Below are 25,086 nucleotides of genomic sequence, written 5' to 3' on the forward strand. Positions count from 1 at the left end.
TCCATGCCTCAAGCCGCGATGGCTTCCAGGTAAAAATAAAAGACCGGGGCGGTGAACAGCAGGCTGTCAGTGAGGTCCAGGATGCCGCCGATGCCGGGGAAGGCATGGCCGGAGTCCTTGATGGAAGTGCAGCGTTTGATGACGGATTCCGCCAGATCCCCGGTGATGCCGGCAGCGCAGAGGACCGGTGCCAGGATGAGGCCGTGCAGCCAGGTCAACGGCAGGAGCTCCACAGGTTTCCACCACAGCATGATCACGGCCCCCGCAAAGGAGGTAATGAAGGCACCAGCCAGGCCTTCCCAGGATTTGGCCGGGCTGATGTGGGGGATCATCTTATGCTTCCCAAACACGACCCCAAAGGCATAGGCACCCATGTCGCTGAACTTGGTGACCATGACCAGGTAGATGACCAGAAACATGCCGGTGGCGGATTCGCCATCGCCTTTGAAATACATGAGGCGGGCGATGAAGCCGAAAAAGATGACCGTATAGACGACCCCGAAGACGGTGGAAAAAATGCGCTGGAGGGTGGCGGCGCCCTCGAGCTGATGGCGATAGCAGAGGAGGAAGGCCCCGTGTACACTGGCCGTCAGGGCGGCCAGTTCCAGCCACATGGGCGGTGCCTGTTTATGGTTCATCACCCACCAGGTCATCGTGGCCCAGTAGGCCAGGCAGATGCCAAGGCCCAGCATGTTAAAGGAACGCGCGTGCTTTTCTGAACGCAGGAGGCGGAAGTATTCCACAGCACCTGCCACGCCAAAGAAACCGGTCAGCGCGATGAGCAGCCAGTCACTCTTCCATTTGAAGGCCAGCGTCAGGATGCCCCAGAGGATGAGGGTGCTGAAAAGCCGGGACGCAAAAACACGGCGCTTGCTGGCGGGAGGGGCGGCGGTTTCTTGGCTCATGCGGTCAGGGTCAAGGGGAGGAGGATGAAACCACTAGAAGCAGGTGAGAGGAAAACTGCAATCATCATTCCAGCAGGCGGCGTATCTCTTCGTGCCAAGCAGGGGGAAGCAAGCCTGTCAGATCCTGATAAAAAATGATATTTAAACTTGGCACGGATTTGGCTTAGACAGGGTTTTACGATCTACGATGAAGAAAAATCACAAATGATTCTCTATCGTCGTTGCAATCTGCCAAACCACACATCTAATAGCGACAGCCATGAAAAAAGTCGAAGCGATCATCAAGCCCTTCAAACTCGAGGACGTCAAAGAAGCTCTCTCTGAAGTGGGAGTAGAAGGAATGACCGTCGTTGAGGTCAAAGGATTCGGCCGCCAAAAAGGCCACACTGAAATCTACCGCGGTTCTGAATACACGGTGGACTTCCTTCCGAAGGTCAAGATTGAGGTCGTTGTCGAAGACGCCCGCAGCGAGACTGTTGTGGACGCCATCGTCAAAGCAGCCAACACCGGCAAAATTGGTGACGGCAAAGTTTTCGTCAGTGACGTGATCGAAGCCGTCCGCATCCGCACAGGTGAGCGTGGCTCCGACGCCATCTCCGGCTCCTAAATTTTTCCTCCAGAACCATCACTCAAGCATACCCGCCCGGTCCCGCCGAGGCGGGTTTTGCTTTTTTGGGGGCAGACCTGGAGGCAAGAACGGGAGGTCACATCATCGGCACGTAAAAGTTCTTCACAAAAAAGAAATCATTGTGAACAAATGGCTTGTTGGATGCTCTACATTTTGAGAGCCTTTAATCAGCCCGTGATTCATTCCACAAAATCACACAGCGGAGAGAGAGACCTGGCATTCCCAATGCGCCAGGTGAAAAAAGCCACCCCCACAGAGCAAGTCCACGCCCCTAACCCAACAACCCAACCTACATGGACCGCGACGATCATCCTGCCACCCTCGCCCCAACCCTGATCGAAAACCTGGACCTGGGCTCTGTGCCGCCTGGTCTGCGATCTCCCTCTGCAAGGAAGCGGAAGTCTCCCACCAGCCACCGCCAATCCATGAGCCGGGTGGGTACCAAGACCTTTATCCTGGACACCAATGTCCTGCTGCATGACCCGGCCTGCATCCACCGCTTTGCCGAGCACCACATCTGCATCCCGGTGGATGTGCTGAGCGAGCTGGACCGTTTTAAGAATGAAATGACGGAGCGCGGGGCCAATGCCCGTGAGGTACATCGTGCGCTGATGAAGACCTTTTCCGCACCGGATGCCTCCGTGACCGACGGGGTGAAGACAGCCGGCGGCGGCAACATCCGCGTCGTGATCTATGACCCGGAGGCGGCCAAGCGCGTGCCCAGTGTGCAGGAGTTTGAGCGCATTTTTCCCAATATCGAAAAGGTGGACCACCGCATCCTGGCCTGTGCCCTGTGGCTGCGGGAACAGATCAGCCCGCCGGTCATCCTGGTCAGCAAGGACCTGAACATGCAGCTCAAGGCTCGCGCGGTGGGCATTGAGTGTGAAGATTATCTGCATGACAAGGTGGAGCCGCGTGAGGTGTCCAACTTTGACATCGCCCGCCTGGACATCAGTTCTCATGAGATGCAGCGCTTCGCCAGCAGCGGGCGGCTGACGATTTCCGCCACGCGTATTGGCGACAATGTGGCCAATGATTATGTGCTGCTGATGTCGGGGGAAAAGGCCTCCATGCCGGCCAAGCTCAATGCCCAGGGGGAACTGGTGAGGCTGCTGCACACGCCGGAATCCATCAAGGTGGGCCAGGGCCGCAGCATCAAGCCGATGAATCTGGGCCAGGCCTGCCTGCTGGATGCGCTGCTGGATCCAGAGATCAGCCTGGTCACCTGCTATGGGCAGGCAGGCACCGGGAAAACGCTGCTCGCCGTGGCGGCGGGGCTTTCGCAAGTGTTTGGCCGCACCTATAATGGCCTCACCGTCAGCCGGCCCATCGTGGCCATGGGACAGACGGTCGGGTTTCTGCCCGGATCGCTTCAGGAAAAAATGCGCCCCTGGCTGCAGCCGGTCTATGATGCGCTGGATCTGCTGATGCGGCCGGTGGACAGCCAGCAGGGCCCGCAGCGGAAAAAGAACCGTTTCCTGCCGGAGAAACCGCCCGCGCACCCGGAAACCAGCGCCCCGTATGACGGGCTGATCCAACAGGGAGTGATCGAGATCGAGGCCCTGTGCTACATCCGTGGCCGCAGCATCCCGGACCGCTTTTTTATCCTGGACGAGGCGCAGCAGCTCACGCCGCTGGAGGCGAAGACCGTGGTTACCCGTATGTCGCGCGGCTCCAAGCTCGTGCTGGTGGGGGATCCGGCGCAGATTGACAACCCCTATGTGGACAGCCGCTCCAACGGCCTGGTTTACACCCGGCAGCGCATGCGCGGCCAGTCCTTCGCCGCTCATGTACCCCTGGCCAAGGGTGAAAGGAGCCCTCTGGCGGAGGCTGGCGCGCGGCTGCTTTAATGGAAAAGCGCTGTTTCTAGAAAAAATAACTGAAACTGTGTGCAAGGCTCCGCGTTTAATGGCGCGCAGGGATCGTTGATCTCAACCCCCTTTGCCAAACCAAACAGAACAAACGAACAATCATGAAAGCGATCGCCACGATCCTCTCCGTGCTGGCCCTTGCCAGCTTCACCGCCAACGCCGCCGAAGAAGGCGCCAAGAAAAAGGCTGATCCAGCCAAGGCATTCGCCAAGATGGACGCCAACAGCGACGGCTCCCTCAGCAAGGAAGAATTCATGGCCTCCCCACAGGCCAAGAAAGACGCTGCCAAGGCTGAAAAAGGCTTCGGCATGAAGGACAAGGACAAGGACGGCAAGCTCAGCAAGGAAGAGTTCACCGCCGCTCCGAAGAAAAAGAAGAAGGACGCCTGATTCACTTTGAGGGTGGCGACCCAACCCCGCCACTTTCAATACCGAGCCGTACCCACCAACCTGGGTGCGGCTTTTTCCGTTTTGCACCCGTTTCTGAAAGCCTGTGCACCCACGGGACGAAATAGTTTTTCTACCATGCGCCTGCCCCTCCTTTTTCTGACAGCTTTTTCTTCCTCTCTCCTGGGGGCGGTGGATTACAGCACAGAGATCAAACCGCTGCTGCAAATCCACTGCGTGAAGTGCCATGGAGCCACCACGCAGAAGGCGAAGCTGCGGCTGGACACTGCCGCCGCTGCGATCCACGGGGGAGGGCGGGGAGCCGCCGTGCTGCCCGGCAAGGCGGAGGCCAGTCTGCTGTTTCAAGCCGTGGCAGGCACGCACGATGAAATTTCCCAGATGCCGTATAAGCGGGGGCCGCTGGATTCGGTGCAGATGGGGCTGATCCGGCAATGGATCGCCGAAGGTGCCCAGGCGCCGGAGGATGAAAAACCCAGCGATGACCGGCACTGGGCCTACATCTCCCCGCAAAAGCCGGAAGCGGCTCCGCCGAAAGGCATGCATCCCATTGACCATTTTATCCGCGCCCGGCTGCACCAGGAGGGCCTGGAGCCATCCCCCGCTGCAGATCCGGAAACGCTGATCCGAAGGCTGCATCTGGACCTCACCGGGCTGCCGCCTTCGCCAAAGGAAGTGCAGGCCTTTGTCAAAAAATTCGCCAGTACGCCCAAAGCCTATGCCGCAGAAGTGAACAAGCTGCTCAGCAGCCCGCACTACGGGGAGCGCTGGGGCCGCTGGTGGCTGGACCAGGCGCGGTATGCGGACAGCAACGGCTACAGTATTGACGCGCCGCGCAGCATCTGGCCGTATCGTGACTGGGTCATCAACGCGCTGAATGCGGACATGCCTTTTGACCAGTTTAGCATTGAGCAGCTTGCCGGTGACATGCTGCCGGAGCCGACGGAGAGCCAGCGCATCGCCACCGGGTTCCATCGCAATACGCAGATTAACGGGGAAGGGGGCATTGATAAGGAGCAGTTCCGCATTGAGTCCGTCTTTGACCGGGTGGCCACCACCGGCACGGTCTGGCTGGGCCTGACCATCGGTTGTGCGCAGTGCCACGATCACAAATTCGATGCCATCAGCCATGAGGAGTATTTTCAATTTTTCGCCTTCCTGAACAACCAGGAAGAGCCCACGATGAAGGTTGCTGATCCTTCATTGAATGTTGAAAAGCTGGAGGCCGAACAAAAAGTTCTTCAAGAAAAAATCGCCGCCCACATTGCCGCGCATCAGGCGGAGTTCAGCGAGTGGGAGACGGAGCTTTCTGATGCAGCGCGCTCGCAGCTTCCTAAAGACCGCCAGTCCACCCTGAAGCGCCCGGTGAAAGACCGCAGTCTCACGCAACAGCGCCTGCTCTTTGCCAGCGGCCCCGGCGCGGCGGACCAGGTGTTCCGCTCCTTCAATGAGCGCTACATGGAAATCACCGGTCTGCTGACTAAAGGCACCACCACCATGGTCATGAAAGAGCTGCCGGAGCCGCGCAAGACCACGCTGTTTATCAAAGGAGACTTCACCCGCCCTGCTGCGGAGCAAAAGCCCGCCGTGCCTGCGGTGTTGCATGATCTGGATGTGCCCAATCCGGACCGTCTGGACCTGGCCAGATGGCTGGTCAGCCGTGACAATCCGCTGACGGCGCGGGTCATCGTCAACCGCATCTGGCAGCAGTACTTCGGCGGCGGCCTGGTGGATACGGAGAATGATTTCGGCACCATGGGCAGTCTGCCCACGCACCCGGAACTGCTGGACTGGCTGGCGGTGGAATTCATGGAAAGCGGCTGGAGCCTCAAGCACATGCACCGCCTCATCGTCACCAGCCAGACGTATCAGCAGACGAGTTCCCTGCCTGCGGACCGTTCATCCAAGGCCCTGGCCGTGGACGTGAACAACCAGCTTCTCTGGCGGCAAAACCGGCTGCGCCTGGATGCGGAGATCGTCCGCGATGTCTGTCTGACAGCCAGCGGTCTGCTGGAGCCGAAGCTCGGCGGCCCGCCGGTGTATCCGCCCATTCCGGAAGGAGTACTGAGCCTGGGACAGGTGAAGCGTACCTGGCCGCTGAGCAAGGGAGCGGATCGCTACCGGCGTGGTCTTTACACCTTTGTTTTCCGTGCCACCCCGCCGCCTGGACTGAGCGTCTTTGATGCGCCGGACGGTTTCAGCACCTGCACCCGCAGGCTGCGCAGCAACACGCCGCTGCAAGCCCTGACCCTCCTCAATGACAGCTCCTTTGTGGAGTTCGCGCAGGCATTGGAAAAGATCGTGAAAACGGACGGCCTGGATGCGGCTTTTCAACGCTGCACGGCGCGGCTGCCGACCGCTGATGAACGCGCCACATTGAGCCGACTCCAGCCGCAGGAAATCGCCCGTGTGCTGCTGAATCTGGATGAGACGATCACGCGGGAATGACTGGACGTGACAACGTTTCTGGTTAGACTGAGGCATGCGCCAAGTTCGTCGTTATCTTCTTTTGCTTTGGCTGGCCGCAGAAAGTGCGCTGGCCGGATTGGGATTTTTTGTCCTGGCCAAGAGCTTGTTCAGCGCTGAAATCTTGCCCAAGAACCAGGTGACGGCCACTGTGGTCTGTATGCTGCTGCTTTGTGTGGTGTTCGGTTCACTTTGGAGCCACGCGCGGGCGGAGAAACCTGAACGGCGGATTTCTGCGGAGCGGGAGTAAGCGGTGCTGCCAAGGCAAAGACTTGAGTCTTGCCCCTCTGTACCGCACTCCATGACGCTCCGCGACTTCCCTGCCTTACACAGATTCCGGGACGGCAAACCCTTCACGGTACTCGCGCTTCAGCAGGGCCAGGGCTTCGGGGGTGGCGGACTCACCGATGAAGGTTTCTTTTTCGGTATCAATCTCCAGGATGGGGCCGACGCGGACGTCACCGTCTTTCAAGGTCACCTCATTGGCCTTGAGATGAGCGGGCAGGTCTTCGATGACTTCCTGCCAGGGCTGGAAGTCTTTGAGACGGGACTTGGCCAGATCCAGATCGCCTGACTGGCCGAGCCTGTAGGAGATGTTGCCCAGATGGCACCAGGCGCTGGAGAAGTGGATCTGCTCGATCTCGGCCTTGAGGTCGCTGGTTTTGCGGGAGCGTACGGCGGAGATGAAATTGGCCGCGTGGGTGCTGCCGCCGTCGCCTTTAAATTTCTGGATGACCTTGCCCTCCGGATCATGGGCAGAGCCGCCGCCACGCCCGCCGGCGTAGTAGCCGCCCTCGCACTCGATGACGAGGAAGGCGCTGGTGCGGCGGCGGAGATAGACGTCCGGCGCTTTCATGCCTTTCTGGCGGGGCAGGTTATGAACGTCCATGATGACGGGCACCACGCCGGTGTCATAATAGAGGAAGTGGGTATTGGGTGTCTCGCCAGCATCGTTCCAGCCATAACGTCCGCCGCCTGCCAGCACGCGCTTGGGCAGGGTGACCTTGTCGCGGAAGACCACGTTGCGCAGGTCATCCAGAATATGGGGGCCCCAGTTGCCCAGCTCCCCGTTGCCGGTGTTCCAGTTCCAGTGCCAGTCGTAGTGGAATTTTTCCCGCAGGATGGGCTCGTCCTGGGCCGGGCCTAACCAGAGATTGTAGTCCACAGTCGTGGGCGGTGTGAGCGGGGTGTCGCGCTTGCCGATGGTGGCGCGCATGCCGTAGTGGTTGCAGCGGACATACTTCATCTTGCCCAATGCGCCGGTGTCCAGATAGGCCTTCAGCTCGTCATGAAATGGGTCGCTCCGCTGCTGCGTGCCGCCCTGGACGATGCGGTTGTATTTGCGCGCAGCCGCCACGAGCTGGCGGCCTTCCCAGATGTTATGGGAAATGGGTTTTTCCACATAGACATCCTTGCCTGCCTGGCAGGCCCAGATGGATGCCAGCACATGCCAGTGGTTGCCGGTGGAGACGATGACGGCATCAATGCTTTTGTCATCCATCACATGGCGCAGGTCCTGGGTGGTCTTCGCATTGGGAAAGGCCTGCTTGGCGCGGTCCAGCGCCACGGTATCAGGATCACAAACATACGCGATTTCCACTCCGGGTACCTTGGCGAACCGTTTGGCATTGCCCGTGCCCTGGCCGCCGACGCCGATGGCGGCCACGCGGACCGTTTCATTGGCCCCCAGAACCCGCGAGGCGGAAAGGGCGGTGGCGGCAAGCGCCGTGTGACGGAGAAATGTACGACGGCTCGTGAAGGCGGGTTGGCGGTTCATGGTGGTTTTCTTTTATGAAACTCCGCTTCCCGCTTCAACAAAAAAAAGCCCGCCCTGGATTCCAGGGCGGGCCGATTTTTAAGGGGCCAAATTGCGGCCAGGAGGCAAGTTCTACAGCTTCTTTACGCGGAAGCTGCGGAAGCCGACGGGGTCATTGTGACCGGCGAAGCCGATGAAGCCGCTCTTCTTGTCCAGGCCTTTTGGGGTCTGCTTGGGGTCCAGCTTGCTGCGGTCCACTTCGTCCAGATTGGCATCCAGGATCTTCGTGCCGTTCAGGGTCACGGTGATGTGGTTGCCTTTGACGGTGACTTCCTGGTAGTTCCATTCGCCGACGGGGCGGAGGTAGCCGTGCTTGGCACCGATGAGGTGATAAATGGAGCCGTGATACTGGTATTCCTTGAGGCCGGGTTTGCCTGCGGCAGCCATTTTGGCGTTGTAGCCGTCGCTATCAATGACCTGGATCTCCAGGCCGCCGGCGGCTGCATTGCCTTCCAGGCCGGTGCGCAGGGCGATGCCGTTGTTGCCGGCTGGCGGGAGGATGAATTCGGTGCGGATGACGCAGTCGCCGAATTCTTCCTTGCTCAGCAGGTTGCCGCCTTTGCCGGATTTGCAGTAGATGGCGCCGTCCTTCATCTCATAGTTTTCCACGGAACCCTGCCAGTTGCTCAGGTCCTTGCCGTTGACCATTTCGGTGAAACCTTCCTCATCGGCGGCCAGGGCTTTGTTAGCCTCCTCAGGGCTGATTTCACGGATGAAAACATTGCGCCAGCGGATCTCGCTGCCGTGCGTCTGGAGCTGGATAGGGCCTTTGGCGAAGGCGGGGTCCTTCATGAATCCGGCGGGTTTTGGCGGAGCCACTTCGCCTTCCTTCGGCTTCACGTAGGCCAGGTAACCGGCCTTTTTGTTGGCGAAGAAGTTTTCCAGCACGGCATTGTCCACCACCTTTTCACCATTGAAGATGATGGTCACGCGCTCGCCGATCATGGTGATTTTGAAGCTGTTCCACTCGCCCAGCGGCTTGTCCATTTTCTTGCTCGGGTCCTTGCCAGGAGCTCCGGAGCTGTTGTTCCAGAGACCGCCTGAGCCCTTGGCGCGGCCGAGGCCTTTGGGATCTTCTTCATTCGGATCCCAGATCTGCACCTGGGGAATGCCGCGCAGGTAAACGCCGCTGTCACCCAGGGGCAGCGCCTTGTATTCCAGCAGCAGTTCAAAGTCGCCGTAGTCCTTGTCGGTGGTCAGGTACAGGCCTTTGCCATCATTGACCAGCTCGCCGTTGTCCACGGACCAGTGGGCGTTGATGTGGTCTTCGGCAGGGTTGCCCTTTTTGTCCAAGGCACCGCCTTCGACAGATTTCTTTTTGTAGTCCGCCTGCTCCTCAGGCGACATGGCCCAGAGCTCGCTAGGATCACGGGTGCCCCAGCCATACCAGCCGGAGAGGTCCTTGCCGTTAAAAAGGGCCGTGAAACCCTCCGGTGGAACATTGTTTTCAGCACGCAACCCGGCCATGGCGGCCAGGGCTAGCAAAGAGGTAAAAAACGGTACTTTCATGTGGAAGAAGGGAGTCGGGCGCTGGGAGGGCGATCTTTCAAGGCGTCTGCGTGTCCGTGAAGCGCCTTTCGATACTTTCGAGACGCAGCCTCATCTGCCGCATCTCATTCAGCAGTTCCTTCATTTCGCCGTCGTCCCGCTTCAACTCCGGCTCCACAAAGAACCGGGCGAACAAACCCGTCAGCACACCGAACAATCCCACGCCGGTGATCATCAGGATCATGGCTACAAACCGGCCCTCCACCGTCACGGGAAAGTGGTCGCCATAGCCCACGGTCGTCATCGTCGTGATCCCCCACCACAGTGCATCCATGGGAGATTTGATGTTGGAATTCGGCTCGTTCTCAACGACGAGAATTGAGATCATGGAGAACAACAGAAGCACAATGGCCATGAGCACCGTCGTTCCTGCCATGCTGCGTGCCCGCTGCTTGTGCAAGTAGCACATGATGGCCCGTGCCGAGCGGAAGGCCCTCAGGATGCGTAAGATCTGGACAATGCGAACCGCCCGTCCCAGTGAAAAAAGACCGGCAGGGATACAGGACAGCAGATCTATCCAGCCCCATTGCATGAAGGTCGTTTTAGATTCTGCACGGCGAAAGCGGATGGCAAAGTCACTGAAGAATACCGCGCAGACAACAAGGTCGAGAATGTCCATGAGTTCTCGTACATTGGCTTCCAGCGGAACCAGACGATCAATCAGCAGGGCCAGAATCGCATAAATGGAAAGCAGCAGAACCAGGGCATCCAGAAAACGCAGGCGGGGTGGATTCATAGTAGGTGAAGCTGGAGGGTTGGACTGAATTTTGTTAGCGTTCAAAAAAGCAGGTTTAGCGAGACAAGGACAAGGGCCGCACTTGCGTTATATCAGAGGCGTATCATTTTTCCACCTTCAGGGGTCGTCCGCCTTTGTCTATCTGTCCGGGCGCATCAATTGCACAAACGATCGTTCTTTCTCATGCGCACCCTTCTTTGCCTGTTCCTGCTTGCACTCCCTGTAGCCGCCGCTCCCACCAAATCGGTGGAGGAAATCGCGGCGGAGATCAAGCCCTCGGTGGTGAAGGTCATGCAGGTGGGAAGAGACGGCATGGACGGGTTGGGGGCGGGATTTGTCGTCAGTGAGGACGGCCTCATCGCCACCAACATGCATGTCATTGGCGAAGCGCGCCGTCTAGAAGTGGAAATGGCCAATGGCGACAAACACGAAGTCGTCGAAGTCACCGCCACCGATGCCCATTGGGATCTGGCGCTGCTTCGAGTGGCCAAAAAGGGCCTCAAACCGCTGCCCCTGGCCGATAGCGAAACCATCCGTCAGGGCCAGCCCATCGTTGCCATGGGAAATCCGGCGGGCCTCGCCTTCAGCGTCGTGGACGGTGTCGTGTCCGAGTATCCGGACGTGGTCAACGACATCACCATGATCCGCCTGGCCGTGCCCATTGAAAAAGGCAACAGCGGCGGCCCGTTGCTGGACCGTCAGGGGCAGGTGCTAGGCATCCTGACCCTCAAGTCCGCCCGCACGGAGAATCTGGGTTTTGCCATGCCAGTGAATGAGCTGAAGCGGCTCATTGAAAAACCCAACCCCGTGCCCATGTCCCGCTGGCTGACCATTGGGGTATTGAACCCCAAGCTCTGGAAGCCTCTGCTCGGCGCCCGCTGGACGCAGCACGCGGGCATCATCAAGGCCGCCACGCCGGGTGCTGGATTCGGCGGCCGCTCTCTCTGCCTCTGGTCACCGGAGACGCCGGCGGAGACGTTTGAGGTGGCTGTGAATGTGAAGATGGAGGAGGAATCTGGCGCTGCCGGGCTGGTCTTTTGCTCCGATGGTGGCGACGCGCATTACGGTTTTTACCCCTCCGCAGGCAAGCTCCGGCTGACCCGCTTCGAAGGGGCGGATGTGTACTCCTGGACCATCCTGGCCGATGTCGCCACGGAGGCCTATCGCCCCAACGACTGGAACCACCTGCGGGTGCGCGTGGACCCGGAGCAGATCACCTGCTGGGTGAACGGCCAGCGGGTGCTGGTGCAGGACGATGACGGCCTGCGTGGTGGCAAGGCGGGGCTATGCAAATTCCGCAACACGGTGGCCGAATTTCGCGGCTTCCGCGTCGGGACCGACCTCGCAGAGAAACCTGTTCCCAAAGCCCTCGCCGCTAGCATTCAGTCTGCCATGGATGCCTTTACCCAAAAGGGTGCGGCTAAAAAAGACACCCTCAAGCAACTGGTGGAGAAGCCCGCCGCCAGCCGCCGCCTCCTGGTGGAAAAACGCCGCCAGCTGGAGCAGGAAGCCACCGCCCTGCGCGAGCTGGAGCAGGACCTCCACCGCCACGCAGTGACCCAGGAACTGGCTGCCGAACTGGCCAAACCGGAAGACAAAATTGACCTCATCCGCGCCACCCTTTTGCTGGCCCGGCATGACAACCCCGAAGTGGAAATCGGCCAGTATTTGCAAAGCTTCGCCCGCATGGTGGACGACCTGAAAAAGGACCCCGAAATCATCAAAGGCACCTTGCCCGCTGTGAAGCGGCTGAACCGCTACCTCTTTGAAGAAGGCGGCTTCCACGGCAGCCGGCATGATTACAGCAGCAAGTCCAACAGTTACATGAATGAGCTGCTGGACGACCGCGAAGGCCTGCCCATCACCCTTTCCGTTCTCTACATCGAGCTCGCATCACGCCTCGGCGTGAAAGGCGTGCATGGCATCCCCCTGCCCGGAAAATTCATGGTCGGTTATCGTGAAGGCCCGGAGGGCGAGCTGATGCTGGTGGATGTCTTCGAGCGTGGCAAAACCGTCTCTGTCATGCAGGCCGCCATGGAGCTGACCGAGCGGGGCGAGTTTGCCGAAGAATCCCTCGAGCCCTCCAGCAAACGCTCCATCATCCTGCGCATGCTGAACAACCTGCTCAGCACCACCCTGGACGATGCCACCGCCATCAAGGACACCATGCCTTACCTGGACCTCTCCATCGCCCTGGACCCGGACGCCGCCGTGCAGCGCATCAACCGCGCCCGCATGAAAGAGCGCCTTGGCCAGCGGCAGGAAGCGGCCGAAGACGTCCGCTGGCTCACCGAGCACTTCCCCGAAGACGGCCCTGGTGAAATCCGCAGCCAGCTCATGCAGTGGCTGGAGTCTTTGGAGTGAGAGGGCGAGCTCTAAGCATGCAAAGCATTCTTGGTGGCCCAAGGTTGTCAGGTCGGTTCATATCCCCTTAGCTCGTAAAAAAGTAGTGACCGTGGCGTCAGATTTGTCTTTATTTCTTCCCTAGATCCAGCAAGGCAGTTAAAAGCTGATAAGTTTTATCGCCATGAATACAAACTGCATGACTCCTCTTCTCCGCACGATGCTGTCTGGGATGATGGTGCTGTGCCTCCTGCCTGCTCTTCTTGCTGCCCAGACTGCCGCCCGTGTGTGGACTAACCAGGAGGGCCGCAGTGTCACGGCTGCTTTGGTGGGGGTGGCGGGAACCCACGTGGTCATTCAGCTTGCCGATGGCACCCGCAGCAATGTTCCTGTGGACACACTTTCAGCGGCGGATCAGGCTTTTCTTAAGTCACTCCAGATTGGCACTCCTGCTCCCGCAGGCTCAGTGCCTCTTCCTGCCCCAGGTGCGCTGACCTGGCCTAAAGACATCCTGACGGTGGACCCAAAATCCATCGTGGTCAGGGAAGGGCTCCAGGACAAGGCGAACAACCGGTATCACTACGAGACGGAAAGTTTTGAGTTCATTTCCACTGCGCCGCTGGCAGGCTCGGTCATGGCTGATGTGGCGGCCGATTTCATCCTGACGCAGAAGTTTTTCATTGTTCAGCCTTGGGACTGGACGCCCCGGCCTAAAAGCGGCAACCTCTTTATCGTCCTCATGGCCGAGACGGATGAAGACTACATCGCCCTGGGGGGCAAGGACGGCAATGCGTCCGAGATGGTCAACGACAGCTGTCTCATCCGGTTCCGCGCCCTGGGCCTAAAAAAGGTGGGGGCCCGTTATCAGTATGACTCCCGGGAGAAGGAGCCGGGCCGCGTCACCAGCATTGTGGCTTATGGAATGCTGAGCGATGTCGGCGGCTGGCTCCAGTCCTGGACCTCTCTTGGGATGACCAATTTTGTGCGCTTCGTCGCCTATCAAAACAATGGCAGCATCCGCTTTTCGGATCTGGGGGCGTCTGTGCGCAAGGCGGTGAAAGAGGCGGCTGAGAAAAACAAAATTTATCCTGATCTGAACCGCATGCTGAAATACATGCGCCCGTCCAAGGAAGCACGGGGGACGGATACCCGTTCAAGGCTGGAGCAGCAGATGGACGGATACCTGCTGAATTATTACTTCGGTTTCCTGGATGGTGACGGCAGTGGCGCGGCGTTGCATCAATACTACCGCAATGTGTTCGCACGTTCCAAAAGAAGCCGCTCGCCCGATGCGGCAGCAGCCATGCTTGCTGCCAGCGGAATGGAAAAGGCTTCCCCGGAGGATATGCTGGACAAAATCCTGGCCGGTCGTGACGATGCCATCCTGGGGGCTGAAATGACGGAGAAATTCAAAAGCATCGGCATCCGCTTCGACCCGTGAGCAGCAGGGAGGCACCCCCTATGGCGGTCATCTGTCCTGCTCAGCCATTACTTCATCTTGACGCCATGCGCCTGCATGGCACGTAACGGTTGTTCATGAAGATCATTCGCCACACCGACCCCACCTGGCAGGAGACCGCTGCCGCCCTGAACCGCCGTGCTGAGGCGAGTGATGCTGTGCAGGAGGTCGTGTCCGGGGTGATCAAAGAGGTGCGCAGCCGGGGCAATGCTGCGGTTCTGGACTTCACCGAGCGTTTTGACGGGGTCCGCCTGACGCCGGAAAGCCTGGCCATCTCCCCGGATGAGCTGGCCGGGGCCTGGAATGTGACGGACGCTAAGCTGAAGGACGCGCTCATTGCCTCCCATCGAAACGTGTACTCCTTTGCCAAAAAAAGCCTCCGCCAAAACTGGTCCGGCAGCAATGAGCAGGGGGCGGAGGTGGGAGAGGTTTATCACCCTTTTGAGCGTGTAGGCTGCTACGTGCCGGGCGGCTCCGCGCCCTTGGTTTCCACGGCCATCATGACTGTCACGCTGGCCTCCGCCGCTGGAGTGCCGGAGATCGTCGTCTGCACACCCTGTGGCAAGGATGGCCAGGTGAATCCCGGCCTGCTGGCCGCGCTGAAGCTGGCTGGTGCCACGGAGGTGTATAAAATCGGCGGTGCCCAGGCCATCGCCGCCATGGCTTATGGCACGGAGACCATCCGCCCGGTGACCAAGATCTTCGGCCCGGGCAACAGCTATGTCGTGGAGGCCAAACGCCAGGCTTTTGGCGTCGTTTCCATTGATCTCCTGCCCGGCCCCAGCGAGGTGCTGATCCTGGCGGACAAGTCCGGCAATCCTTCCTTCATCGCCGCTGACATCCTGGCCCAGGCCGAGCATGGCAAGGACAGCCAGGCCGGGTTCATCACCGATGATGCCGGCCTGCTGGAAAAGGTGGCTGCCGAGGTGGACCGCCAGTGCGCCAAGCTGAGCCGCCAGGAGCAATTGAAACCTGTTTTGGACAAAGGCGTCTTCCTCCTCCTGGCCCCCACGATGGAGGAAGGGGCCGCTTTGGTGAATGCCTATGCGCCGGAGCACTTAACTCTCATCACTGAGCGGGAAGGGGACATCTTGCCCCTCATCCGCACCGCCGGGGCCATCTTCCTGGGCAATGACTCCCCTGTGGCTGTGGGGGATTTCCTAGCCGGTCCCAGCCATACCCTGCCCACGGGCGGTGCGGGCAAATCTTTCCCCGGCCTCACCGTGGACATGTTCCAGCGCCGCACCAGCATCATCCGCCTGGACAAAGCCAGCGTCACCCAGTCCGAGCCCATCGTGCGTGCCTTTGCCGCTGTCGAAGGTCTGGATGCCCATGGTGAATCCGTGGCGATTCGGGCGCGGTAGGTACAGTATTCATCACTCTCCGAGTGATGCGATCCAGAGCCAGCGGTACCCTCTTCCAAACCATCCGCCAACATCCAAATATGGGCAGTCTGCGAGGGGACAAAAGGGGGGGCTTCGTGCCCAATCCCCTCACTCGGAGAGTGAGGAATACTGTACTCTGAGGGATGCAATATCCTCTCAGTACAACAAAATGTTGATCTCGGAATCGGTCAGGAGGGACGTGTCGTGCACGGCCAGGAGATCACCCACCTGCTCCAGGTTTTTCCATTCGGTTTCAAACTCGGGGATCAGCGGGAAATCCATCTCGGTGGAGGCCACCTCAAAGGGTGTTTCCATCGTCTCCGGCACCGGAGCTATGATCACCATCTGCGGTGATGTGCCACCCTCTTCCGGCTGATAAACGACGGCGGCTGCGCCCAGCGCAAGTGCAGCGACGGCTGCCCAGGCGAGTCCTGCCGGGACCGGGTCCCTTTCCTGCCACCAACCTTTGAGCCGGGCCATCCAGCCGCGTTCCTGCGGGGTCTGGCGGGCCAGGCGGACCATGTTTTGGGTGAAATTAGGGCGTGGCTCGACCGTCTTGGCCTGGCCAAGCACTTTCCAAAGCGGATCGTTAGGGGTGAGCGGTTCCATAGTCGTTGCAGGGGCATAAAACATCACCCCGGACGGATAGTTGCGCCAGTGGCAGAAGTTTTCTGATTTTTCTAGCCGGGTTTAACCCGGAGGCCAGGTCAGGTCACGGCCAGCCAGCAGGTGAACGTGCAGATGCGGCACTGTCTCGCCCCCGTCACGGCCGTGATTGATCACCAGCCGGAAGCCTTTGCTGCGGTCTTTGACGCCCAGCTTTTCGGCGATTTTTCCTGCGGCCAGCAGCAGGGCGCCCAGGGTGGCCTGGTCTTCCGCCTCCGCCTCTCCCACACGAGGAATGACTTTCTTCGGCACGATCAGCACATGGATGGGTGCCTGTGGAGCGATGTCGTTGAAGGCGGCCACCAGGTCGTCTTCATACACCAGCGGGGCCGGGATCTCGCGGTCCACGATCTTTTGGAAAATGGTTTTTTCGGACATGCGGCAAAGTGGTGCGGGCACTCCTGCCTGCAAGGGAAAGGTGGATGCTCCCGCTCGGGGTGAGGCGTCAATGAAACAGCTCTTCCTGGCTGGTATCCCGCCCTCGGCGGCTGTCCAGTGACTTGATCTCATCAATGAATTCACCCACATCTTCAAACTGGCGATAAACGGAGGCATATCGCACATAGGCCACGTGATCAATGGCCTCCAGGCGGCGCATCACCTTGGCGCCGATGACGGTGGAGGGGATCTCCCGGTAGCCTTCTTCCTCCAGCTCATTGGCGATGTCATCCGCTAGCTGCTCCAGCTGCTCCATCTTGACCGGGCGTTTTTCACAGGCCTTGCGCAGGCCGGACATCAGCTTTTCCCGGTCGAAGCTCTGGCGCGCGCCATTGCGCTTCACCACCCGCAACTCTTCACGCTCCACGATTTCATAGGTCGTGAAACGGAAGCTGCATTTCATGCACTCGCGGCGGCGACGGATGGCGTGGCCCTCGCGTGCTTCGCGGGAGTCAATGACCTTGTCTTGGGAGCTACCGCATTTGGGACAGCGCATAGGAGGGGCCTATAAGGTGCCATCTTGCAACCACTTGGCAAGAGCGGCCTGCCTCTCAGCTTGATTTTCGGCAGGATGAGCAGATTTCGTCCCCATCATCCGTCACCCGGAAGTTCAGCGTGCGGTCATCCACCTCGGTTTTCCCGCAGACTTTGCACTGGTGGAAAAAGGCCGCTCCCGCTGTTGCCTCCGCAAAACGCGCCTTGCGGTTCCCGGTCTTCGCCGCCTGGAGCTGGCCTTTGACAAAGTCCGGCCCGAAGGTGACAGCGTAGTTAAGCAGGGCGAAAAACATGGGGATCAGGGCCATGGGATTGAGAAGTACCGAAAGTCCCAGCATCACGGCCGTGAAGATGGCCACCCATTTGATCTTCACCGGCAGGATGAAAAACAGCAGGATTTCCTCATTCGGATAAATTGAGGCAAAGGCAAAAAGGGCCGTCAGATAAAGCCACATCGCTGTGGGTTCATAGCCAAAAAACACCGCGCCAATGGCCAGTGAAATCATGCCGCCGATGACATACAAATTCACCCGGAAGGCTCCCCACGCCTCATCCAGCCCCCGTCCAAGCCACATCATGAACAGGGCCCCGATGACCGCAAAAAGCATCGTGCTGCTGGGAATGAAAATGTACGTGAAAAGCCGCCACACCTGCCCTTGCAACACCAGGTCCGGCCGCATCCGGAGAAATTCCTCATAGGGTTCCCGGGCATTGACGTCCAGAAACATGAAAATCAGCAGCGTAAAAAGCTGCAGGATGGCAATGGCCTGCAGGATGCCTGGGATGGCAAAACGGCCCAGTTTGGATTCAAGTCGGTCAATCAGTGGCATGTGGGGAATCCTATACGTCTAGCACCACCCAGCTGCGAATGCGAAAGCGGATTTCTTCACGGCTCCTCCAGCCAGATGACGCGCAGGCCCAGCCTGGCTGCCGCCTTTCTCCCCTCCTCTGGACCCAGCACCATGAGTGCCGTGGCGTAGCCGTCCGCCAGCAGACAGCTCGGGTGAATGACTGAGACGGACACCAGCTTATGCTCCACCGGGCGGCCAGTGCGCGGGTCCACGATGTGGCTATATGTCCGGCCCTCTTTTTCATGCCGGTGCCGGTAGCTGCCGCTGGTGGCGATGCAGGCATCCTTGAGAGGTATATGTTCCAGGGTTTCCCCGGGTGCTCCGTCCGGGGCCTGAATACCCACCTGCCACGGCCCTCCGCCCGGTGCATGACCCACCGCCACCACCTCCCCGCCGACCTCTAGGAGGAAGTCCGTCAGCCCCTCCTCCTTCAGCCTGCTCACCAGTTCATTCATGACAAATCCCTCGACCACAGCCGCGACATGTATGCGCAGGCCCGGATCATCCTTCTTCAGCGCCGGGGGTGCTTCACGCCACTTAAGATGCCCCCATCCAATCCTGTTTTGCAGTCCCGGTTTTAGTCCGTCTCCTCCAAGCATTCCAAACCCCAGTGCCTCCACCGCTCCCCCCACGGTAACATCCAGCGCTCCCGCCGTTTCCAGGCTCATATCATGCGTTGCCTTCGCCACAGCCACGAGTTCCTCGGGTACCGGAAACCAGTCCGTGCTCTGGCTGTCATTAAATTGCGACAGGGGCGAATCCGCCTTCCAATGCGAAAACACCGCCTCCCGCTGGTCCAGGTGCGTTTGAATCATCCGCCTCGTCTCCTCTTTCCCGCCTGCCGCCTGTAAACTCCAGGTCGTGCCCATCGTCGGACCACCCAGGCTCACGGGCTTTTCCCGGTTGCAGGCCGGGAATGTCATCATCAGCACGAACAATGCGAACCGGCGGATCGTCGGCTGCAAAGTCGTGTTCATAAGGCCTGTCGGCTGTCCGCCGGGCACAATCCCATCACACCACCACGCTATGCAGACGGCTGATGCCTTCGATGGCCTCCAATTCGCCGAGGACGGACTGGCTGGGGGTGGAGTCCAGGGTCAGGAGGGTCAGCGCGGTGCCACCTTCCTTGTTCCGGCTAAGGGACATGTCGGCGATGTTAATCTTGTGCTTGCCCAGGATGGTGGAATAAGCGGCGATCATGCCGGGGCGGTCCTGGTTTTCAATCAGCAGCAGTGTACCTTCAGGACGGGTCTCGATGTGGCGGCCGTTCACCTTCACGATGCGCGGCTCCCCGGCAAAGAAGGTGCCCGCGATGCTGGCGGTCTCCGTGCCGTTGCTGGCCTGGACTTCGATGAGGTCGGTGAATTCGCTGGCATCCGGCACGCGACTTTCCGTGGTGCGCAGGCCCAGGTTTTCAGCCACGCCGTTGGCGTTGATGTAGTTTACCTGCTCGGCCCCGACGGCGCGCTCCAGGAAGCCTTTCAGCACGGAACGGGAAATGAGGGTGGTATCGCCGGTGCCCACTTTGCCGCTGTAATTGATGCGCACCACATTGGAACGCTGCGGGGCGAACTGGGAGAGCAGGCGGCCCAAAAGCTCGCCAAATTTCAGGAACGGGCCCAAATCGGCGAGGGTCTTCGGGTCCACGTTTGGCATGTTCACCGCGTTCACCACGGTGCCCTGGAGAAGGTGCGCCTTGATGACTTCAGCGATCTCGATACCCACATTTTCCTGAGCTTCCTCAGTGGAGGCACCCAGGTGCGGAGTGAAGACCGTGTTCGGGGCCTTCAGCAGCGGATAGTCAGCCGGGGGCGGCTCCACTTCAAAAACGTCCAGGGCGGCTCCGGCGATGGTGCCATTGTTCAGGGCCTCGGCCAGGGCGGCGTCGTCAATCAGGCCACCACGGGCGCAGTTGATGATGCGGCAGCTTTTTTTCAGCGAGGCCAGGCGCTTCGCATTGATCATGTGCTTCGTCTCCGGAGTCAGCGGCATGTGCATGGTGATGTAGTCTGCCTGCACGATGGCGGCATCCAGGTCTTCACACAGCTCCACGCCCAGGCTCTCGGCACGGTTTTTGGAAAGATAAGGATCATAGGCCACCACGCGCATGCCGAAGGCCTTCGCGCGCTTGGCGAATTCCGCGCCGATGCGGCCCATGCCGAGCACGACGAGGGTCTTGCCATACACTTCCGTGCCCTGGAAGCTCTTGCGGTCCCATTTGCCGCTGACGATGGTCGCATGCGCCTGGGGCGTCTTGCGGGAAAGGGCCATCATGAGGGTGAAGGCCTGCTCAGCCGTGGAGATCGTGTTGCCGCCGGGGGTGTTCATCACCACCACGCCGCGCTTGCTGGCCACGGGGACGTCAATGTTATCCACACCCACACCGGCCCGGCCCACCACCTTCAGCAGAGGTGCGGCGTCCAGCACCTTCGCGGTCACTTTGGCACCGCTGCGGACGATGATGGCATGGGCATCGCGGGAGGCCTCGATCATGGCGTCTTCCGCCTTCAGGTCCATGTTCACTTCCACGGAAAAGGAGGGCTCCGCTTTGAGGAGATCAATGCCTTTGCTCGAAATGGGGTCGTTATTACCGGCGATGAGAATCTTGAACTGCTGGGCCATAGGGGCGCGCAAAGTAGGCGGTTTTGCCAGGGTGGCAAGTGGCAGGTGAAAATCTGGTCAACTGCGGGTGATGGCAACCGGAGGTGCCGTCGGGTTTATTCCATCAGAGAAAAATCATAACCCGTCTGCGCGGTGCCCAGCAGGTACTCTGTCAGAGGGGTGCCGCTGTCATTCAGGCGCAGCAGCAGGTAGTCATGGTGGTCCAGGTCCAGCCGGGAATCAATTTTCCACATCTGCGGTTCACCAGAGTGCACCAGTTTCACGGCCGCTGGCACGGAAAGCAGCAGATGCGCTTCAGGATGCTCCCGCAAGAAACGGATCAGTTCTTCCTGGGAGCTGGCCTTTTTGGTATCCGGTCGGTCGGTCAACATTTCATGCATCACAGCATCGCCGACAATGAAAAGATCATTTCCGCCCTGATGGGCATCCAGCCAGGCGGCCACCGTTTGCTGGTGGGCATCCTGGCTTTGCTCAACCTTCTGATAAACCAGCGCACTGACCGCCACGGTCGCCGCCACGCCCAGGGAGACCCACAGCCCGCGCCAATGAGGATCATGGGAGGACAGGTCATCCGTCTTTGAAACCCACATCGGCGTGCGGCGCGCCTGGATATAAGCCTCTGAGCCGAGGGAGGGAAACAGGCCTCCCCAAAACTGGTTCAGCCGCAGCCACCAGTGGCAGTTTTCCAGAGGGTTTCCGGTGATGCGGGCGAAGTGGCTGCCAGTGATGAATTCCGGTGCCAGACCGGCATCTGCGGCCAGGTTTTTCCAACGGAGAGGGGACAAAACCGTGATGTGGCCACCATGGGCCAGCTTGCCCTTTTGCAGGCGCTTTCTAAAATACCTTTCCCGCCACTTCGCCAGCCAGTCCGGCATGGTGGGGGAGCCACCAAGGAAGATGCCGTCAGGCTTCAGCAGGCGGCTGATTTCCGCGATCGTGGCCCCGGGCCGGGGGAGGTGCTCAAAGACATGCAGGCTCACCACCGCATCCGCTATGCCTGAAGGCAGGGGCAGGGACTCGTCAAAATTGGCGTGATGCACCTCGTCGTATCCCGCCAGGTCCCTGACCTCCGGGCGAGGATTCCAGTCCAGGCCGATCCAGCGGTCCACCACTCCCTCCGGCGTAAAGTGCTTCAGCCATCCCCGCTCACAGCCCACATCCACCACCTGCAGTGGCCGGCCCAGGCGCCGTGCCTCCCTGGCCAGCGCCTGCCCGGCCCACCAGTAGCGCACCAGCCGCACAGAATAAGCCGCGTTGTTCAGGTGCTGCTTCAGCCGGGATTGTGTTTGGGCGGGCAGCCGGGCCAAGATTTCACTGAAGGGAACAAGCGGGAAGTGAAGAAACGGAAATCTGGAGCGCATAGGTTCTGGGAGAGCTGGCATCGTTACGATGCAGTTTTTGCCGGAGAAGCAAAAAACAAGCCCTGCTGGTTACTTTTTGTTCCATGCAGGGATACACCAGGGCTCTGCTAGAATGAACTAAGCTTCGGTGATTCAATGCCTAACAAGCTTCCACCCGCAAAAAAAACAGGCGGGGAGTGACCTCCCCGCCTGTCATGTTATTTAAAGGACGACATTCATGTCATCGCTGGCCGTTATTCAGGGCGTTTGTTATCGTCGGCATTGCCGGTGCTGCCGCCCGTGCTTCCTGAGGTGCTGCCAGCGGTGCCGGGGCCGGTGCCATTGCGGCCGACGCTTGTGGAGCTGCTGGCATCGCGGGTCACCTCTGGATTCGCGGGGGAGGTGCGGGCGTATTCCTCTGTGCTGAGCTTGCCGTCGCCGTTGGCATCCAGCTTGCGGAATAGCTCCTCGTTGCTGAGGGGCTGCACGTCTTCACGTTCAGCATCGTTGCTGGTGCCGGTGATGCCGCCCGTACTGCCGGTAGTGCTTCCTGGCGTGCCTGGACCCGTGCCATTGCGCCCGGCGGTGGTGGAGCTGCTGGCATCCCGTGCAGGGGTGGTCTGCGGCTGGGAGTGGCTGGCGAATTCCTCCTGAGTCAGGCTGCCGTCGCTGTTGGCATCCAGCTTGGAGAACTGCTCACGCGCGCTGTCGCTGATGTCTGCACTGATGCCGGTGGCGGCAGTGCTTGCATTGGGCCGGGCATTTTGTGCGGCATCCGTCGTGTTGGCGGGGTTTGCGGAGTCCCGGTTGGCTGCGTCTGTGGTTGTGCTGGGGGTGTTAGGCTGCTCAACCTGCGCTGCCGGGGCCGTGGTGCCTGCCTGGGGAACCGGGACGGAGGTTGTCTGGGCCAGAAGCAGAGCTGGGGCAGATACCAGGCCGGCTGCAATCAAAGTTTTTACAAGCGTCGTTTTCATATCAAGATTTGGTTTTAATTAGGGTTAGACTGCGGGCTTGATGGGGTGGATAGACCACCCGCAGTTGTTAATTCTTCGCCCTGGCCGCTGGAGGCGGACCCCTTTGTTTTGAAAATAAGCAGATGAAAAAACGCGGTTATCTCCGGTATCCGGTTGTCCTGTGGCCAAAGTAAGGACCGGCCTTTTGACCGCCCAAAAATCCCGCAGCGGCATCAGCCAGCCGTCCGAAAACAGCAGTGGCGGCACAAAGCCAGAGGAAGAAAATCCCGGGGCCAGCAGGACGACAGGGAAGGAGGGCCAGAGCGCCAGCAGGACATCATGTTGAAAGCACAGACCTGCTGAAAATGCCGTTCAACGTTTCACTTCTTTTCAGGCAGGTACACGGGCTCGTTGCCTGACCAGTCCAGGTACTTCAAGGCTCCGCTGATCTCCTCTTCCCTTAATGGGCTGAGCCGGAAAGTCCTGCCTGTAAATGTGCCGGACGTGGGCGAGGTTCCCTTAATTAAATTTTCAATGGTCCCACGCATGTCCCCATCATCCACCACCGGGGCCCCAGCAGCCAGCGCGGCTGACGTGAGACTGACCACTTCCTGGGCATTCCTTTGGTCGCGAACCTGCTCGATCGCTTCTCGATGATCTCCCCCTAGCAGTGCCATGGAGACCGCCGCGAGGATTCCTATAAGCGCAATGACAATCAGCATCTCTACGAGACTGAATGCCCTGGCGTGTGCGGAATGCGGTAATTTGAAACAAAGATTCACAGTTTAATTTCCGTATTGACTATGATTAAATTAACATACAAAAGCGAAAAGAAAACTCTCTTCTAGTTTGCTGATACACAAAAAGCTGCGGACCGATGGCATATCTTAGGAAATTAGCTTGCCAACAACTCATATAGGTTGTAGCCTTATTTTTACCTCACTTGAAGAGAGTAGGCGAACTTTCAGTTTTCAGACAAATTAGCTGGCGCAAGGCGGCTCTCTCGCCATCCAGTGAGAATAATGGACCTGACTTTTGTCTTTCCCTGCCTCAATGAGAGCCGCACCATTGCTTTATGCATCAATGCGGTGCGTGCTTCTTTGCAGGCGGATACCTCCCTCAAGTATGAGATCGTCGTCGCTGATAACGGCAGCACGGATGATTCACGCCAGATCGCGACCAGTCTGGGTGCCAGGGTCGTGCCGGTGGCCCAGAGGGGATATGGGGCGGCGCTGCGTGGCGGGATCGAGGCTGCCGAGGGCAAGTACGTCATGTTTGCGGATGCCGATGGCACCTACTTCTACGAGCACGCCCTGGAGTTATACAAAACCACTTCGAAAGCGGATGCGGACATGGGCATAGCCTCCCGCATGAAGGGTAAAATTGAGCCCGGAGCCATGCCCTATTTGCACCGGGTGCTGGGTACGCCGGTGCTGACCACGCTCATCAACGTTCTTTTCAAAGGCAGGCTCAGTGATTGCAATTCGGGCTTTCGCTGCCTGAAAAAGACCGCTTACCTGACGTGGGATATCCGCGCCAGCGGAATGGAATTCGCCTCCGAGCTGCTGATCAAAGCGCTCAAGCATAAAGCTAGCACGGTGGAGATCGTCTCCGGTCTGCGCCCTGCTCCTGTGGACCGGGTGCCGCACCTGCGCACCTGGCGGGATGGCATGAGGCACCTGCTTTTCATTCTCTCAGAAAGGCCGCGCATGTTTGAACTGAAGGGCCTGACTTTGATTGTCCTCGCCTCCGTTCTCCAGGCCATGGCGGCCATCACCGGGCCGATCAACCTGGTCGGGTTGAACATCTTTAACATCCACAGCCAGGTGCTGTTGCTGCTGACCGCCCTGCTGGGCACGCAGATCTACATGCTCTCGGCCGCCATGTTTCTCCAGAAAACGGAGAAGCCACGCGCCATCACCCGTAGGCTGATCGAGATGGATGAAGGCAGCCTCTTCTTCCTTCTGGCCAGTCTGATGGCGGCCATCGGCGCCGTTTTTGCCTGGCTGTTCATCGTCTGGGCGCGGTCGGGTTTCGGCGGGCTGAACGAGATCGGCCCTCTGGTCATCTGGATGCATTTCCTGGCCGTGCCGGCGGTCATCGCCTTTGGCATGCTGGGGGTGCATATCCTCCGCAAGGGGCGTCTGGGATGAGGCAGGC

At 59.4% G+C, this 25,086-nt stretch carries 22 protein-coding genes; 9 read left to right on the plus strand and 13 right to left on the minus strand.

Going from position 1 to position 25,086, the window contains the following annotated elements; all coding sequences use genetic code 11:
• Nucleotides 1-8 precede the first annotated feature (8 nt).
• On the minus strand, nucleotides 9-905 hold the full coding sequence (locus WJU23_RS18010; RefSeq protein WP_346333998.1) for a phosphatidate cytidylyltransferase: 897 nt from the start codon (nucleotides 903-905) through the stop codon (nucleotides 9-11).
• Nucleotides 906-1,164: 259 nt separating this feature from the next.
• Between WJU23_RS18010 and WJU23_RS18015 the strand changes: the two genes are divergently transcribed.
• The 5 genes from WJU23_RS18015 to WJU23_RS18035 all read left to right on the plus strand — a co-directional run bounded on the left by WJU23_RS18015 (nucleotide 1,165) and on the right by WJU23_RS18035 (nucleotide 6,524).
• Nucleotides 1,165-1,512: a P-II family nitrogen regulator gene (locus WJU23_RS18015; RefSeq protein WP_133793193.1), complete on the plus strand. Its 348-nt coding sequence runs from the start codon at nucleotides 1,165-1,167 to the stop codon at nucleotides 1,510-1,512.
• A gap of 314 nt (nucleotides 1,513-1,826) precedes the next feature.
• Nucleotides 1,827-3,383 (plus strand): PhoH family protein, encoded by a 1,557-nt coding sequence (locus WJU23_RS18020; protein ID WP_346333999.1) that lies wholly within the window; start codon nucleotides 1,827-1,829, stop codon nucleotides 3,381-3,383.
• 122 nt (nucleotides 3,384-3,505) lie between these two features.
• Complete coding sequence (locus tag WJU23_RS18025; RefSeq protein WP_346334000.1) at nucleotides 3,506-3,793, plus strand: EF-hand domain-containing protein; 288 nt, start codon at nucleotides 3,506-3,508, stop codon at nucleotides 3,791-3,793.
• 135 nt (nucleotides 3,794-3,928) lie between these two features.
• Nucleotides 3,929-6,256, plus strand: coding sequence for a PSD1 and planctomycete cytochrome C domain-containing protein (locus WJU23_RS18030; RefSeq protein WP_346334001.1), 2,328 nt, complete (start codon nucleotides 3,929-3,931; stop codon nucleotides 6,254-6,256).
• 34 nt (nucleotides 6,257-6,290) lie between these two features.
• Nucleotides 6,291-6,524: a hypothetical protein gene (locus tag WJU23_RS18035; RefSeq protein ID WP_346334002.1), complete on the plus strand. Its 234-nt coding sequence runs from the start codon at nucleotides 6,291-6,293 to the stop codon at nucleotides 6,522-6,524.
• Between the two features lie 75 nt (nucleotides 6,525-6,599).
• Here the strand turns inward: WJU23_RS18035 and WJU23_RS18040 are convergent, their stop codons facing one another.
• From WJU23_RS18040 to WJU23_RS18050, 3 genes are all read right to left on the minus strand, one after another.
• Nucleotides 6,600-8,051: a Gfo/Idh/MocA family oxidoreductase gene (locus WJU23_RS18040; protein WP_346334003.1), complete on the minus strand. Its 1,452-nt coding sequence runs from the start codon at nucleotides 8,049-8,051 to the stop codon at nucleotides 6,600-6,602.
• Nucleotides 8,052-8,162: 111 nt separating this feature from the next.
• A complete protein-coding gene (locus WJU23_RS18045) occupies nucleotides 8,163-9,599 on the minus strand; it encodes a DUF1080 domain-containing protein (protein WP_346334004.1) in 1,437 nt (478 codons plus the stop codon).
• Nucleotides 9,600-9,636: 37 nt separating this feature from the next.
• Complete coding sequence (locus WJU23_RS18050) at nucleotides 9,637-10,374, minus strand: ion transporter (protein ID WP_346334005.1); 738 nt, start codon at nucleotides 10,372-10,374, stop codon at nucleotides 9,637-9,639.
• 183 nt (nucleotides 10,375-10,557) lie between these two features.
• Here WJU23_RS18050 and WJU23_RS18055 point away from each other — a divergent pair, with 183 nt between their 5' ends.
• From WJU23_RS18055 to hisD, 3 genes are all read left to right on the plus strand, one after another.
• The gene (locus tag WJU23_RS18055) at nucleotides 10,558-12,738 is read left to right on the plus strand and encodes a transglutaminase family protein (RefSeq protein ID WP_346334006.1); all 2,181 of its coding nucleotides are present in this window, start codon (nucleotides 10,558-10,560) and stop codon (nucleotides 12,736-12,738) included.
• Nucleotides 12,739-12,916: 178 nt separating this feature from the next.
• Nucleotides 12,917-14,158 (plus strand): hypothetical protein, encoded by a 1,242-nt coding sequence (locus tag WJU23_RS18060; protein ID WP_346334007.1) that lies wholly within the window; start codon nucleotides 12,917-12,919, stop codon nucleotides 14,156-14,158.
• A gap of 95 nt (nucleotides 14,159-14,253) precedes the next feature.
• On the plus strand, nucleotides 14,254-15,540 hold the full coding sequence (gene hisD, locus WJU23_RS18065) for a histidinol dehydrogenase (RefSeq protein WP_346334008.1): 1,287 nt from the start codon (nucleotides 14,254-14,256) through the stop codon (nucleotides 15,538-15,540).
• A 177-nt stretch (nucleotides 15,541-15,717) separates the two neighbouring features.
• Here the strand turns inward: hisD and WJU23_RS18070 are convergent, their stop codons facing one another.
• The 9 genes from WJU23_RS18070 to WJU23_RS18110 form a co-directional block, all read right to left on the minus strand.
• The gene (locus WJU23_RS18070) at nucleotides 15,718-16,170 is read right to left on the minus strand and encodes a hypothetical protein (protein ID WP_346334009.1); all 453 of its coding nucleotides are present in this window, start codon (nucleotides 16,168-16,170) and stop codon (nucleotides 15,718-15,720) included.
• An 81-nt stretch (nucleotides 16,171-16,251) separates the two neighbouring features.
• Nucleotides 16,252-16,605 (minus strand): histidine triad nucleotide-binding protein, encoded by a 354-nt coding sequence (locus WJU23_RS18075; protein WP_346334010.1) that lies wholly within the window; start codon nucleotides 16,603-16,605, stop codon nucleotides 16,252-16,254.
• A 67-nt stretch (nucleotides 16,606-16,672) separates the two neighbouring features.
• Nucleotides 16,673-17,161, minus strand: coding sequence for a transcriptional regulator NrdR (gene nrdR, locus WJU23_RS18080; RefSeq protein WP_346334011.1), 489 nt, complete (start codon nucleotides 17,159-17,161; stop codon nucleotides 16,673-16,675).
• Between the two features lie 55 nt (nucleotides 17,162-17,216).
• Entirely contained in the window at nucleotides 17,217-17,990 is a 774-nt protein-coding gene (locus WJU23_RS18085; RefSeq protein ID WP_346334012.1) for a hypothetical protein, read from the minus strand.
• Nucleotides 17,991-18,046: 56 nt separating this feature from the next.
• The gene (locus tag WJU23_RS18090) at nucleotides 18,047-18,988 is read right to left on the minus strand and encodes an FAD:protein FMN transferase (protein ID WP_346334013.1); all 942 of its coding nucleotides are present in this window, start codon (nucleotides 18,986-18,988) and stop codon (nucleotides 18,047-18,049) included.
• A 34-nt stretch (nucleotides 18,989-19,022) separates the two neighbouring features.
• On the minus strand, nucleotides 19,023-20,633 hold the full coding sequence (gene serA / locus WJU23_RS18095; RefSeq protein WP_346334014.1) for a phosphoglycerate dehydrogenase: 1,611 nt from the start codon (nucleotides 20,631-20,633) through the stop codon (nucleotides 19,023-19,025).
• A 95-nt stretch (nucleotides 20,634-20,728) separates the two neighbouring features.
• A complete protein-coding gene (locus WJU23_RS18100) occupies nucleotides 20,729-21,994 on the minus strand; it encodes a class I SAM-dependent methyltransferase (protein WP_346334015.1) in 1,266 nt (421 codons plus the stop codon).
• 233 nt (nucleotides 21,995-22,227) lie between these two features.
• On the minus strand, nucleotides 22,228-22,947 hold the full coding sequence (locus WJU23_RS18105; RefSeq protein WP_346334016.1) for an EF-hand domain-containing protein: 720 nt from the start codon (nucleotides 22,945-22,947) through the stop codon (nucleotides 22,228-22,230).
• A gap of 359 nt (nucleotides 22,948-23,306) precedes the next feature.
• Entirely contained in the window at nucleotides 23,307-23,648 is a 342-nt protein-coding gene (locus WJU23_RS18110) for a hypothetical protein (protein WP_346334017.1), read from the minus strand.
• Between the two features lie 300 nt (nucleotides 23,649-23,948).
• On the opposite strand from WJU23_RS18110, the gene WJU23_RS18115 reads away from it, so the two are divergent.
• Nucleotides 23,949-25,079, plus strand: coding sequence for a glycosyltransferase family 2 protein (locus WJU23_RS18115; protein WP_346334018.1), 1,131 nt, complete (start codon nucleotides 23,949-23,951; stop codon nucleotides 25,077-25,079).
• The last annotated feature ends 7 nt before the right edge of the window (nucleotides 25,080-25,086 follow it).

It is taken from the genome of Prosthecobacter sp. SYSU 5D2 (genome assembly GCF_039655865.1).
GTDB lineage: Bacteria > Verrucomicrobiota > Verrucomicrobiia > Verrucomicrobiales > Verrucomicrobiaceae > Prosthecobacter.

What these genes read in the sequence shown, in the direction of transcription:
- WJU23_RS18010 (WP_346333998.1), bottom strand. Translation starts at nt 905, where the DNA reads ATGAGCCAAGAAACCGCCGCCCCTCCCGCCAGCAAGCGCCGTGTTTTT.
- WJU23_RS18015 (WP_133793193.1), top strand. Translation starts at nt 1,165, where the DNA reads ATGAAAAAAGTCGAAGCGATCATCAAGCCCTTCAAACTCGAGGACGTC.
- WJU23_RS18020 (WP_346333999.1), top strand. Translation starts at nt 1,827, where the DNA reads ATGGACCGCGACGATCATCCTGCCACCCTCGCCCCAACCCTGATCGAA.
- WJU23_RS18025 (WP_346334000.1), top strand. Translation starts at nt 3,506, where the DNA reads ATGAAAGCGATCGCCACGATCCTCTCCGTGCTGGCCCTTGCCAGCTTC.
- WJU23_RS18030 (WP_346334001.1), top strand. Translation starts at nt 3,929, where the DNA reads ATGCGCCTGCCCCTCCTTTTTCTGACAGCTTTTTCTTCCTCTCTCCTG.
- WJU23_RS18035 (WP_346334002.1), top strand. Translation starts at nt 6,291, where the DNA reads ATGCGCCAAGTTCGTCGTTATCTTCTTTTGCTTTGGCTGGCCGCAGAA.
- WJU23_RS18040 (WP_346334003.1), bottom strand. Translation starts at nt 8,051, where the DNA reads ATGAACCGCCAACCCGCCTTCACGAGCCGTCGTACATTTCTCCGTCAC.
- WJU23_RS18045 (WP_346334004.1), bottom strand. Translation starts at nt 9,599, where the DNA reads ATGAAAGTACCGTTTTTTACCTCTTTGCTAGCCCTGGCCGCCATGGCC.
- WJU23_RS18050 (WP_346334005.1), bottom strand. Translation starts at nt 10,374, where the DNA reads ATGAATCCACCCCGCCTGCGTTTTCTGGATGCCCTGGTTCTGCTGCTT.
- WJU23_RS18055 (WP_346334006.1), top strand. Translation starts at nt 10,558, where the DNA reads ATGCGCACCCTTCTTTGCCTGTTCCTGCTTGCACTCCCTGTAGCCGCC.
- WJU23_RS18060 (WP_346334007.1), top strand. Translation starts at nt 12,917, where the DNA reads ATGACTCCTCTTCTCCGCACGATGCTGTCTGGGATGATGGTGCTGTGC.
- hisD (WP_346334008.1), top strand. Translation starts at nt 14,254, where the DNA reads ATGAAGATCATTCGCCACACCGACCCCACCTGGCAGGAGACCGCTGCC.
- WJU23_RS18070 (WP_346334009.1), bottom strand. Translation starts at nt 16,170, where the DNA reads ATGGAACCGCTCACCCCTAACGATCCGCTTTGGAAAGTGCTTGGCCAG.
- WJU23_RS18075 (WP_346334010.1), bottom strand. Translation starts at nt 16,605, where the DNA reads ATGTCCGAAAAAACCATTTTCCAAAAGATCGTGGACCGCGAGATCCCG.
- nrdR (WP_346334011.1), bottom strand. Translation starts at nt 17,161, where the DNA reads ATGCGCTGTCCCAAATGCGGTAGCTCCCAAGACAAGGTCATTGACTCC.
- WJU23_RS18085 (WP_346334012.1), bottom strand. Translation starts at nt 17,990, where the DNA reads ATGCCACTGATTGACCGACTTGAATCCAAACTGGGCCGTTTTGCCATC.
- WJU23_RS18090 (WP_346334013.1), bottom strand. Translation starts at nt 18,988, where the DNA reads ATGAACACGACTTTGCAGCCGACGATCCGCCGGTTCGCATTGTTCGTG.
- serA (WP_346334014.1), bottom strand. Translation starts at nt 20,633, where the DNA reads ATGGCCCAGCAGTTCAAGATTCTCATCGCCGGTAATAACGACCCCATT.
- WJU23_RS18100 (WP_346334015.1), bottom strand. Translation starts at nt 21,994, where the DNA reads ATGCGCTCCAGATTTCCGTTTCTTCACTTCCCGCTTGTTCCCTTCAGT.
- WJU23_RS18105 (WP_346334016.1), bottom strand. Translation starts at nt 22,947, where the DNA reads ATGAAAACGACGCTTGTAAAAACTTTGATTGCAGCCGGCCTGGTATCT.
- WJU23_RS18110 (WP_346334017.1), bottom strand. Translation starts at nt 23,648, where the DNA reads ATGCTGATTGTCATTGCGCTTATAGGAATCCTCGCGGCGGTCTCCATG.
- WJU23_RS18115 (WP_346334018.1), top strand. Translation starts at nt 23,949, where the DNA reads ATGGACCTGACTTTTGTCTTTCCCTGCCTCAATGAGAGCCGCACCATT.